Below are 10825 nucleotides of genomic sequence, written 5' to 3' on the forward strand. Positions count from 1 at the left end.
AAATCAATCGGATGGCTCGGTTGCTAAAAGTATCCAGGTCCGGATATTACAAATGGATCGAATTGCAGAAAACCCGTCTGGAGCAGCCATATGTCGTGAAAAGCTAAAAGCCAAGATCCTGTACTTTCACAGCAAATCACACGGTGTCTATGGATCCCCACGGATCACCGCTGATCTTTTCGATGCTGGAATCAAATTGAACCACAATACGGTTGCCAGCTACATGAGAGACCTTGGTATTTGCGGATATCGCCACGACTCTTCAAGACCACCACCATCTCTGATCCTAAAGCAAAATACCCAGAAGACCTGGTAAAACGTCATTTCTCCCAGGAGAAACTAAACGCTCTCTGGACTTCGGATATCACATATTTGAAAATCGGAACCGGTGACGTCTACTTGAGCGCAATACGTGACGAGTGCTCATCTAGGGTGCTTGGTTGGCTCTAGCTTACAATATGAGAACCGAGATCGTGACAGACCCTTGTATCAAGCCGTAAAACTACGCAATGACCAGGTAAAAGGGACAATTTTACATACAGATCGAGGTGCACAATTCAGCGACCGCAAGGTAGTGGAGTTCTGCAAAAAAGCTGGGATTGTTCGTTCGATGGGACAGACTGGATCGTGTTACGACCACGCAACAGCGGAGTCATTCTGGTCTATCTTCAAACATGAGTACTTTTATCGACATGTCTTTTCCAATATGGAAGAACTGCGAGCTGGAGTCGAGTGGTACATCACTGGTACAACACCACCCGGCGACGCGAACAGAACAACTACCTAAGTCCAATAGCATTCGAAGTAGGATTACAACAAGCAGATAAAGCTGCGTGAGCGTGTCTACTTTCCTTGGGGAACCTCAAACCTGGCACGGTGCAACTGCACACAACCTGGCACGAATAGGTGCTATTACAGAAACTGTAATAACCACACCAAAGCTTCGACGGTGTTACTTTCAGATCGCAGGACATATCACTCGTTCAGCTAGAAAAGTAATACTGCATCTTGAAGAACACTGGCACTATAAGGATAAGTTCTTAGAGGCTCTTGATCGGATCAGAAAGTTTGAGATCGCCATCACCTGAACATCTGGATACCTAACACACTGAATATTACTTGAAGGAACTGCTCTAGAAGACAAGGGATTAGGTTACTATACCCAAAATGAGATTTCAGAATCTCAAAAATGACCAAAAAGGCTCAATCACAAAGGGAATAGGTCATATTTGGCACTCTGAAACCAGATTTAAGCCATAGACCCTCCGTCAAACCTAAATCAGTTCCAAAAAACCGACTTGGATTCACACCGAGGGGCTCAAGCTGGTCCATTTCTGTGGATTCAGGCTTACCAAGCTTGCCAGGTGGTCTTTAGTGACTGCGGCGCTCCGGGCAGCTTGACTTATGGCTGCACCTTCGCTTTAGCGCCTTGTCCCCTTCGGTGATCTTTTTGAAAGCCTGTTCGGGGGTATGCCTTTTGGACTTCACAACAATTTCCTCCATCTACATTATGGATACAAAGCTCACATTATTAGCGGATTAATTAAATGGAAGCCTTCCACTTGGTTGAAATTTACGGAAATCTACTTTGTTAATCTTTGATCGATGATGTATAGTTTGAATTAAGGGACAGACAGATGACCGACACACTTATTCGCCAGTGTGTATTTTGGGGTTTTTGCTCTTGTCCTGTGAACACTCCTAATCGCTTTTGGCAATTCGTCGTTGGCCGTCGTCTGTTTTTCATTTTTGTTCGTATTGATGGAGGATTTGGATGAGCGGATCGAGAGTTTTAGGGGAATTTCTAAGCGTGTGGTCAAGGTGGCACCTCAGGATCCACTTCGGCAAAGTTAGTTAGAATATACCCCTCGAACCGAGTTCTTTACAAGCGCTCTCTATCGCTCGGTCTATTCTCGGGATGGCTCTTATTTTGAATATAAACCTCAGGCTATTGTCCGTCTAGGCCAAATCGAAGATGCCTTGGCGTTGATAGATTTCTCTCGAAACGAGGGTATTCCAATTACATTTCGCGCAGGGGGTACATCTCTATCAGGTCAGAACCGTTGGAGAAGGAATTATCGGTGAACTTCGCACTGGCTTTAGAGGTATCTCGGTGCATGGTGGTGGGGATCTGGTATCCTTCGAGCCTGGTGTAACCGTCAATCAGGTGAATGCGAAGCTTTCTCCGTTTGGAAGAAAGATTGGACCGGATCCAGCCTCCAAATCGGCGGCGATGATGGGTGGAGTTCTCTCTAATAACTCCAGCGGCATGCAAGCAGGAGTGATACAGAACTCCTACCATACTCTTGTCTCGTTGGAGTTTGTGCTGTACAACGGCCACCGATATGACACCTCTAAAGCTGCAGATAGAGAGCGTTTTGGACGGGATGAGCCCAAGATTGTCAATGGGCTGCTTAGAATTCGCGACGCGATACGGTCAGATATCGAATTGCGCGATCGAATCAAAAGAAAATATCGTATAAAGAATGTAACAGGTTATTCGCTGAACTCCTTTTTGGACTTTGATGATCCATGCGACATCTTTTCTCACCTGTTGATTGGCGCCGAAGGTACGCTGGGGTTTATCGCTAAAGCGACCCTATCGACCCTTCCGATAGAGCCTTATCGGGCAAGTAGATTACTTTTTTTGCTTCCGACCAAGACGCGGCTAGGGCCGTTGGGGATCTAGCCGTTATCATCCGGCTGCGGTCGAGTTATTGGATTATGCATCTCTAACTTCGGTGGTTGGTCGTGTCGGCGTCCCTGCGGTGGTTGAGACGATACCGACTGGTTCTGCAGCGTTGCTTTTTGACCTAGCTGCCTCGAGCAGCGAGGCTCTTGAACTTTTGATCGAAGGCGCACAAAGGGTTTGTGGATGAGCTTGCATTGGTGGCAGATACTCCATTTTCGACTTCCGCCAAGGAGAGGGCTCAGTTGTGGTCTGTTCGAGACGGTATCTTTGCGAGCGTCGGTGGTGAAAGAGCACCAGGTACTACGTCATCTTGGAAGATGTAGCGGTGGAGCCAATCCATCTTGGTGAGTTGGTGTCGTCTTTGAACGCTTTGTTTGATCGATATGGATATGCGGGAGTTATCTTCGGCCATGCCAAAGCTGGGAACGTCCATTTTCTTGTCTGTGACGACATGTCCGATCAGTCTCGTGTCCTTCATTTTCTACATTTATGGACGAAGTGATCGACTTGGTGGTTGGACTTGAGGGGTCACTAAAGGCTGAACATGGAACCGGTCGAGCGGTTGCTCCTTTTGTAGAAAAGGAGTGGGGCTCAAAGGCCTATGGGTATCTCAAGGAGATTAAAACACTGTGCGATCCGTACGGTTTGTTGAATCCTGGTGTGATTATAAATGATAATCCTAATGTCCATCTGGAGAAAATTAAGGCCATCAAGATCATTGGGGATAACACAATTGACAAGTGTATCGAATGTGGTTATTGCGAGCATGTCTGTCCACCAGGTATGTCACATTGACCCCAAGGCAGCGTATCGTAGCCCATCGGAGCCATCTGTCTCTTTTGGCAGATGATGAAATTGATGAGGCTGAGCAAATGTGGCGCGAGTACGAATACGCCGGCCGAGATAGCTGTGTAGCAGATGGTATGTGTGCCACGGTTTGTCCAATGGGCATCAATACCGCAGATTTGGTGGATCACGACCGATCGATGGCAAAGACCAAGACCTCGCAGTTCGTCGCAAAGTTGGCAGCCGAGCGATTCTCGCTAATAGAAACAGCGACTAGAGGGGCATTGGTGGTCAACAAGCGCATTACGAAGGTTGTGGGGAATCGATCACTAGAGAAATTGAATACGCAACTTCGCAAGTTAGACATTGTTTTACCTAGCCCGCCGGTCAGTCTGGGAACTTCCATATCAATTGCGCGCCCAACGCTGCGACGTAGACCAGATGCCATCTATTTTCCATCTTGTGTCTCGCGGATGTTTGGCCAGGGCAACGTCGATGGTGCGTCTGTGGTTGATTTAGTTCTTAGGGTCGCCGGTCGAGCCGGAATTTACCTTGAGATACCAGAGGATGTCCAGGGAGTATGTTGCTCTCAACCATGGTCGCATAACGGCTACGAAGACGGAGCTTCGGTCTCGGCCAATAAGGCGGTCGATTCATTTTGGCGTTGGACTCGTTCTGGAGAGATCCCGATTATCTGTGACGTAACTTCATGTACGCATAGTCTCATGCAGGAGTTAGGACGGCAATCCTTTGGCGTTAGAGGTGATCTCTTGACCTCCGCCAATAGAGGCCATCATTCGGACCTTCAAATCAGGGGATCTTATAGTTTGGATTGAGGACTTGCTACCGCGTCTCGCGATTACTAATCGGTTAGATCGTGTTTTGATTCATCCAACTTGTGCCCTTACCCGGTGGGACTCTCTGAAACCGCGGTGGGAATTGCTCAGCAGCTAGCCAATGTTGTCGTAGTGCCTGAATCGGCGACGTGCTGTGGCGCCGGAGGCAATCGTGGAATGTTGTACCCCGAAGTAGTCAAGTCTGCTCTTCGGGACGAAGTTATGGAGTTGAAGGGCCTCGTCTTTGACGGTGCATTTTCTTTTGCTAGCACTTGTGAGGCAACTCTAAGCGATGAGTTGGGCGTCTCATTTGAGCCATTCATATCTCTTGTCGAACGTGCAACTCGGTAGATCTATGGCTATGCAGTTAGCGACGAAACTATTTTTTGGCTTGGTTGGCGCAAAGGGCGTAGCAAGCCCCGTTTAGATGGTCGGTAAGGCGATCCACGGCTAGGAGTTCGTTTCTTTCTTCTATTGCAAAGTAGATTCCATGGTGTTCCGAAGATATTCTCTGTTGGCCGAGAGCGTAACGAGCTTGAGCCATTGAGAGCCTTATCTCATCAAGAAGTGTTCTATAGAGTTCAATTAATCGCTCGCTATAGTGGCATCCACAAGGCTGGCGTGAAATGCGAGGTCGGTATAGGCAAAGACGGATGAGGGGGCATCTTCTGGCAATTCGGCAATTCATCGGCAGCCTTTAGTGCTGCCGATGGAGCCAAGTTGTTTTTGGCCAGATGGCGAACGACAGATGTCTCAATCTGAATTCGAACAAAATATAGATCCTCTATGTCGCTTTTGCTCAAATGTGGAACATAGGCAGGCTTGTTTTGGACGACGGCGTAGTAAGCCGTCATGAGTGAGAGATTGAATCGCTGACTTCGCCGTTGGACGTGAAACTCCATAGGTTGAAGCTACTTCCGTTTCGGTAACCAGAGACCCGGCTGGGATGTCTCCATCGAGGACTTTCGAGCGAAGCTCCTCGGTTAGTGCTTCAGAGATTGAGACCGTCTTTGAAATCACGCTCTTTCTGGCGTCGTCGTTCACTAGTATTTACCTTCATTAGCGCTTTACCTCAATGTTAGTAGTTGAATGAGGTCGCTAGGACTGATAGCTCGTAGTTGTGGACCGTATTCATGAAGGTAAATACTAGTGAACGACGACGCCAGAAAGAGCGTGATTTCAAAGACGGTCTCAATCTCTGAAGCACTAACCGAGGAGCTTCGCTCGAAAGTCCTCGATGGAGACATCCCAGCCGGGTCTCTGGTTACCGAAACGGAAGTAGCTTCAACCTATGGAGTTTCACGTCCAACGGCGAAGTCAGCGATTCAATCTCTCACTCATGACGGCTTACTACGCCGTCGTCCAAACAAGCCTGCCTATGTTCCACATTTGAGCAAAAGCGACATAGAGGATCTATATTTTGTTCGAATTCAGATTGAGACATCTGTCGTTCGCCATCTGGCCAAAAACAACTTGGCTCCATCGGCAGCACTAAAGGCTGCCGATGAATTGGCCGAATTGCCAGAAGATGCCCCCTCATCCGTCTTTGCCTATACCGACCTCGCATTTCACGCCAGCCTTGTGGATGCCACTAATAGCGAGCGATTAATTGAACTCTATAGAACACTTCTTGATGAGATAAGGCTCTCAATGGCTCAAGCTCGTTACGCTCTCGGCCAACAGAGAATATCTTCGAACACCATGGAATCTACTTTGCAATAGAAGAAAGAAACGAACTCCTAGCCGTGGATCGCCTTACCGACCATCTAAACGGGGCTTGCTACGCCCTTTGCGCCAACCAAGCCAAAAAATAGTTTCGTCGCTAACTGCATAGCCATAGATCTACCGAGTTGCACGTTCGACAAGAGATATGAATGGCTCAAATGAGACGCCCAACTCATCGCTTAGAGTTGCCTCACAAGTGCTAGCAAAAGAAAATGCACCGTCAAAGACGAGGCCCTTCAACTCCATAACTTCGTCCCGAAGAGCAGACTTGACTACTTCGGGGTACAACATTCCACGATTGCCTCCGGCGCCACAGCACGTCGCCGATTCAGGCACTACGACAACATTGGCTAGCTGCTGAGCAATTCCCACCGCGGTTTCAGAGAGTCCCACCCGGGTAAGGGCACAAGTTGGATGAATCAAAACACGATCTAACCGATTAGTAATCGCGAGACGCGGTAGCAAGTCCTCAATCCAAACTATAAGATCCCTGATTTGAAGGTCCGAATGATGGCCTCTATTGGCGGAGGTCAAGAGATCACCTCTAACGCCAAAGGATTGCCGTCCTAACTCCTGCATGAGACTATGCGTACATGAAGTTACGTCACAGATAATCGGGATCTCTCCAGAACGAGTCCAACGCCAAATGAATCGACCGCCTTATGGCCGAGACCGAAGCTCCGTCTTCGTAGCCGTTATGCGACCATGGTTGAGAGCAACATACTCCCTGGACATCCTCTGGTATCTCAAGGTAAATTCCGGCTCGACCGGCGACCCTAAGAACTAAATCAACCACAGACGCACCATCGACGTTGCCCTGGCCAAACATCCGCGAGACACAAGATGGAAAATAGATGGCATCTGGTCTACGTCGCAGCGTTGGGCGCGCAATTGATATGGAAGTTCCCAGACTGACCGGCGGGCTAGGTAAAACAATGTCTAACTTGCGAAGTGCGTATTCAATTTCTCTAGTGATCGATTCCCCACAACCTTCGTAATGCGCTTGTTGACCACCAATGCCCCTCTAGTCGCTGTTTCTATTAGCGAGAATCGCTCGGCTGCCAACTTTGCGACGAACTGCGAGGTCTTGGTCTTTGCCATCGATCGGTCGTGATCCACCAAATCTGCGGTATTGATGCCCATTGGACAAACCGTGGCACACATACCATCTGCTACACAGCTATCTCGGCCGGCGTATTCGTACTCGCGCCACATTTGCTCAGCCTCATCAATTTCATCATCTGCCAAAAGAGACAGATGGCTCCGATGGGCTACGATACGCTGCCTTGGGGTCAATGTGACATACCTGGTGGGACAGACATGCTCGCAATAACCACATTCGATACACTTGTCAATTGTGTTATCCCCAATGATCTTGATGGCCTTAATTTTCTCCAGATGGACATTAGGATTATCATTTATAATCACACCAGGATTCAACAAACCGTACGGATCGCACAGTGTTTTAATCTCCTTGAGATACCCATAGGCCTTTGAGCCCCACTCCTTTTCTACAAAAGGAGCAACCGCTCGACCGGTTCCATGTTCAGCCTTTAGTGACCCCTCAAGTCCAACCACCAAGTCGATCACTTCGTCCATAAATGTAGAAAAATGAAGGACACGAGACTGATCGGACATGTCGTCACAGACAAGAAAATGGACGTTCCCAGCTTTGGCATGGCCGAAGATAACTCCCGCATATCCATATCGATCAAACAAAGCGTTCAAAGACGACACCAACTCACCAAGATGGATTGGCTCCACCGCTACATCTTCCAAGATGACGGTAGTACCTGGTGCTCTTTCACCACCGACGCTCGCAAAGATACCGTCTCGAACAGACCACAACTGAGCCCTCTCCTTGGCGGAAGTCGAAAATGGAGTATCTGCCACCAATGCAAGCTCATCCACAACCCTTTGTGCGCCTTCGATCAAAAGTTCAAGAGCCTCGCTGCTCGAGGCAGCTAGGTCAAAAAGCAACGCTGCAGAACCAGTCGGTATCGTCTCAACCACCGCAGGGACGCCGACACGACCAACCACCGAAGTTAGAGATGCATAATCCAATAACTCGACCGCAGCCGGATTGATAACGGCTAGATCCCCAACGGCCCTAGCCGCGTCTTGGTCGGAAGCAAAAAAAAGTAATCTACTTGCCCGATAAGGCTCTATCGGAAGGGTCGATAGGGTCGCTTTAGCGATAAACCCCAGCGTACCTTCGGCGCCAATCAACAGGTGAGAAAAGATGTCGCATGGATCATCAAAGTCCAAAAAGGAGTTCAGCGAATAACCTGTTACATTCTTTATACGATATTTTCTTTTGATTCGATCGCGCAATTCGATATCTGACCGTATCGCGTCGCGAATTCTAAGCAGCCCATTGACAATCTTGGGCTCATCCCGTCCAAAACGCTCTCTATCTGCAGCTTTAGAGGTGTCATATCGGTGGCCGTTGTACAGCACAAACTCCAACGAGACAAGAGTATGGTAGGAGTTCTGTATCACTCCTGCTTGCATGCCGCTGGAGTTATTAGAGAGAACTCCACCCATCATCGCCGCCGATTTGGAGGCTGGATCCGGTCCAATCTTTCTTCCAAACGGAGAAAGCTTCGCATTCACCTGATTGACGGTTACACCAGGCTCGAAGGATACCAGATCCCCACCACCATGCACCGAGATACCTCTAAAGCCAGTGCGAAGTTCACCGATAATTCCTTCTCCAACGGTCTGACCTGATAGAGATGTACCCCCTGCGCGAAATGTAATTGGAATACCCTCGTTTCGAGAGAAATCTATCAACGCCAAGGCATCTTCGATTTGGCCTAGACGGACAATAGCCTGAGGTTTATATTCAAAATAAGAGCCATCCCGAGAATAGACCGAGCGATAGAGAGCGCTTGTAAGAACTCGGTTCGAGGGGTATATTCTAACTAACTTTTGCCGAAGTGGATCCTGAGGTGCCACCTTGACCACACGCTTAGAAATTCCCCTAAAAACTCTCGATCCGCTCATCCAAATCCTCCATCAATACGAACAAAAATGAAAAACAGACGACGGCCAACGACGAATTGCCAAAAGCGATTAGGAGTGTTCACAGGACAAGAGCAAAAACCCCAAAATACACACTGGCGAATAAAGTGTGTCGGTCATCTGTCTGTCCCTAATTCAAACTATACATCATCGATCAAAGATTAACAAAGTAGATTTCCGTAATTTCAACCAAGTGGAAGGCTTCCATTTAATTAATCCGCTAATAATGTGAGCTTTGTATCCATAATGTAGATGGAGGAAATTGTTGTGAAGTCCAAAAGGCATACCCCCGAACAGGCTTTCAAAAAGATCACCGAAGGGGACAAGGCGCTAAAGCGAAGGTGCAGCCATAAGTCAAGCTGCCCGGAGCGCCGCAGTCACTAAAGACCACCTGGCAGCTTGGTAAGCCTGAATCCACAGAAATGGACCAGCTTGAGCCCCTCGGTGTGAATCCAAGTCGGTTTTTTGGAACTGATTTAGGTTTGACGGAGGGTCTATGGCTTAAATCTGGTTTCAGAGTGCCAAATATGACCTATTCCCTTTGTGATTGAGCCTTTTTGGTCATTTTTGAGATTCTGAAATCTCATTTTGGGTATAGTAACCTAATCCCTTGTCTTCTAGAGCAGTTCCTTCAAGTAATATTCAGTGTGTTAGGTATCCAGATGTTCAGGTGATGGCGATCTCAAACTTTCTGATCCGATCAAGAGCCTCTAAGAACTTATCCTTATAGTGCCAGTGTTCTTCAAGATGCAGTATTACTTTTCTAGCTGAACGAGTGATATGTCCTGCGATCTGAAAGTAACACCGTCGAAGCTTTGGTGTGGTTATTACAGTTTCTGTAATAGCACCTATTCGTGCCAGGTTGTGTGCAGTTGCACCCGTGCCAGGTTTGAGGTTCCCCAAGGAAAGTAGACACGCTCACGCAGCTTTATCTGCTTGTTGTAATCCTACTTCGAATGCTATTGGACTTAGGTAGTTGTTCTGTTCGCGTCGCCGGGTGGTGTTGTACCAGTTGATGTACCACTCGACTCCAGCTCGCAGTTCTTCCATATTGGAAAAGACATGTCGATAAAAGTACTCATGTTTGAAGATAGACCAGAATGACTCCGCTGTTGCGTGGTCGTAACACGATCCAGTCTGTCCATCGAACGAACAATCCCAGCTTTTTTGCAGAACTCCACTACCTTGCGGTCGCTGAATTGTGCACCTCGATCTGTATGTAAAATTGTCCCTTTTACCTGGTCATTGCGTAGTTTTTACGCTTGATACAAGGCGTCTGTCACGATCTCGGTTCTCATATTGTAAGCTAGAGCCCAACCAAGCACCCTAGATGAGCACTCGTCACGTATTGCGCTCAAGTAGACGTCACCGGTTCCGATTTTCAAATATGTGATATCCGAAGTCCAGAGAGCGTTTAGTTTCTCCTGGGAGAAATGACGTTTTACCAGGTCTTCTGGGTATTTTGCTTTAGGATCAGAGATGGTGGTGGTCTTGAAGAGTCGTGGCGATATCCCGCAAATACCAAGGTCTCTCATGTAGCTGGCAACCGTATTGTGGTTCAATTTGATTCCAGCATCGAAAAGATCAGCGGTGATCCGTGGGGATCCATAGACACCGTGTGATTTGCTGTGAAAGTACAGGATCTTGGCTTTTAGCTTTTCACGACATATGGCTGCTCCAGACGGGTTTTTCTGCAATTCGATCCATTTGTAATATCCGGACCTGGATACTTTTAGCAACCGAGCCATCCGATTGATTT

Annotated in this window: 19 protein-coding genes; 11 read left to right on the plus strand and 8 right to left on the minus strand. The window is 47.9% G+C overall.

The annotated features are described in order from the left end of the window. From ACIDITHRIX25_RS86440 to ACIDITHRIX25_RS86485, 10 genes are all read left to right on the plus strand, one after another. The coding region (locus ACIDITHRIX25_RS86440) for an IS3 family transposase (protein WP_213333508.1) at positions 1–316 on the plus strand (316 nt) is incomplete at its 5' end. Positions 317–484: 168 nt separating this feature from the next. Continuing rightward, positions 485–787, plus strand: coding sequence for an integrase core domain-containing protein (locus tag ACIDITHRIX25_RS86445; RefSeq protein WP_201732156.1), 303 nt, complete (start codon positions 485–487; stop codon positions 785–787). A gap of 52 nt (positions 788–839) precedes the next feature. Further along, the gene (locus tag ACIDITHRIX25_RS86450) at positions 840–1088 is read left to right on the plus strand and encodes a hypothetical protein (RefSeq protein WP_201732157.1); all 249 of its coding nucleotides are present in this window, start codon (positions 840–842) and stop codon (positions 1086–1088) included. 989 nt (positions 1089–2077) lie between these two features. Beyond that, positions 2078–2689 (plus strand): FAD-binding oxidoreductase, encoded by a 612-nt coding sequence (locus ACIDITHRIX25_RS86455; RefSeq protein ID WP_283770460.1) that lies wholly within the window; start codon positions 2078–2080, stop codon positions 2687–2689. 28 nt (positions 2690–2717) lie between these two features. Beyond that, positions 2718–2879, plus strand: coding sequence for a hypothetical protein (locus ACIDITHRIX25_RS86460; RefSeq protein WP_201732159.1), 162 nt, complete (start codon positions 2718–2720; stop codon positions 2877–2879). Beyond that, complete coding sequence (locus tag ACIDITHRIX25_RS86465) at positions 2872–3015, plus strand: hypothetical protein (protein WP_201732160.1); 144 nt, start codon at positions 2872–2874, stop codon at positions 3013–3015. The genes ACIDITHRIX25_RS86460 and ACIDITHRIX25_RS86465 overlap by 8 nt, the downstream gene beginning before the upstream one ends. Positions 3016–3017: 2 nt before the next feature. Beyond that, positions 3018–3194, plus strand: a complete 177-nt coding sequence (locus ACIDITHRIX25_RS86470) for an FAD-linked oxidase C-terminal domain-containing protein (protein WP_213333509.1) — start codon at positions 3018–3020, stop codon at positions 3192–3194. A gap of 8 nt (positions 3195–3202) precedes the next feature. Next, positions 3203–3487, plus strand: a complete 285-nt coding sequence (locus tag ACIDITHRIX25_RS86475; RefSeq protein ID WP_283770461.1) for an FAD-linked oxidase C-terminal domain-containing protein — start codon at positions 3203–3205, stop codon at positions 3485–3487. Continuing rightward, positions 3484–4314, plus strand: coding sequence for a (Fe-S)-binding protein (locus ACIDITHRIX25_RS86480; RefSeq protein WP_201732163.1), 831 nt, complete (start codon positions 3484–3486; stop codon positions 4312–4314). Before ACIDITHRIX25_RS86475 ends, ACIDITHRIX25_RS86480 begins: the two co-directional genes overlap by 4 nt. A gap of 75 nt (positions 4315–4389) precedes the next feature. Continuing rightward, positions 4390–4665, plus strand: a complete 276-nt coding sequence (locus tag ACIDITHRIX25_RS86485; RefSeq protein WP_201732164.1) for a (Fe-S)-binding protein — start codon at positions 4390–4392, stop codon at positions 4663–4665. A 28-nt stretch (positions 4666–4693) separates the two neighbouring features. On the opposite strand, the gene ACIDITHRIX25_RS86490 is transcribed toward ACIDITHRIX25_RS86485, so the two are convergent. Both ACIDITHRIX25_RS86490 and ACIDITHRIX25_RS86495 read right to left on the minus strand, forming a co-directional pair. Beyond that, positions 4694–5002, minus strand: a complete 309-nt coding sequence (locus ACIDITHRIX25_RS86490) for a GntR family transcriptional regulator (RefSeq protein WP_201732165.1) — start codon at positions 5000–5002, stop codon at positions 4694–4696. A 65-nt stretch (positions 5003–5067) separates the two neighbouring features. Next, on the minus strand, positions 5068–5358 hold the full coding sequence (locus ACIDITHRIX25_RS86495; RefSeq protein WP_201732166.1) for a GntR family transcriptional regulator: 291 nt from the start codon (positions 5356–5358) through the stop codon (positions 5068–5070). A gap of 105 nt (positions 5359–5463) precedes the next feature. On the opposite strand from ACIDITHRIX25_RS86495, the gene ACIDITHRIX25_RS86500 reads away from it, so the two are divergent. Continuing rightward, on the plus strand, positions 5464–6036 hold the full coding sequence (locus ACIDITHRIX25_RS86500; RefSeq protein ID WP_201732167.1) for a GntR family transcriptional regulator: 573 nt from the start codon (positions 5464–5466) through the stop codon (positions 6034–6036). Between the two features lie 120 nt (positions 6037–6156). Here the strand turns inward: ACIDITHRIX25_RS86500 and ACIDITHRIX25_RS86505 are convergent, their stop codons facing one another. The 6 genes from ACIDITHRIX25_RS86505 to ACIDITHRIX25_RS86530 all read right to left on the minus strand — a co-directional run. After that, positions 6157–6618 (minus strand): (Fe-S)-binding protein, encoded by a 462-nt coding sequence (locus tag ACIDITHRIX25_RS86505; RefSeq protein WP_201732168.1) that lies wholly within the window; start codon positions 6616–6618, stop codon positions 6157–6159. 25 nt (positions 6619–6643) lie between these two features. Beyond that, positions 6644–6835 carry a hypothetical protein gene (locus ACIDITHRIX25_RS86510; RefSeq protein WP_201732169.1) on the minus strand — a complete coding sequence of 64 codons (192 nt, stop codon included), beginning with the start codon at positions 6833–6835 and terminating at the stop codon, positions 6644–6646. Between the two features lie 143 nt (positions 6836–6978). Then, complete coding sequence (locus ACIDITHRIX25_RS86515) at positions 6979–9048, minus strand: FAD-binding and (Fe-S)-binding domain-containing protein (RefSeq protein WP_201732170.1); 2070 nt, start codon at positions 9046–9048, stop codon at positions 6979–6981. Between the two features lie 684 nt (positions 9049–9732). Further along, positions 9733–9969, minus strand: coding sequence for a hypothetical protein (locus tag ACIDITHRIX25_RS86520; protein ID WP_201732171.1), 237 nt, complete (start codon positions 9967–9969; stop codon positions 9733–9735). Between the two features lie 15 nt (positions 9970–9984). Next, on the minus strand, positions 9985–10266 hold the full coding sequence (locus ACIDITHRIX25_RS86525; protein ID WP_201732173.1) for an IS3 family transposase: 282 nt from the start codon (positions 10264–10266) through the stop codon (positions 9985–9987). A gap of 56 nt (positions 10267–10322) precedes the next feature. Further along, positions 10323–10825 (minus strand): IS3 family transposase (locus tag ACIDITHRIX25_RS86530; protein WP_213333513.1); only part of this gene is annotated, 503 nt, incomplete at its 5' end.

This window comes from Acidithrix sp. C25, from assembly GCF_904848545.2.

Coding starts and splice junctions, on each gene's coding strand:
- ACIDITHRIX25_RS86490 (WP_201732165.1), bottom strand. CDS start 5,002: ATGAATTGCCGAATTGCCAGAAGATGCCCCCTCATCCGTCTTTGCCTA.
- ACIDITHRIX25_RS86505 (WP_201732168.1), bottom strand. CDS start 6,618: ATGCAGGAGTTAGGACGGCAATCCTTTGGCGTTAGAGGTGATCTCTTG.
- ACIDITHRIX25_RS86515 (WP_201732170.1), bottom strand. CDS start 9,048: ATGAGCGGATCGAGAGTTTTTAGGGGAATTTCTAAGCGTGTGGTCAAG.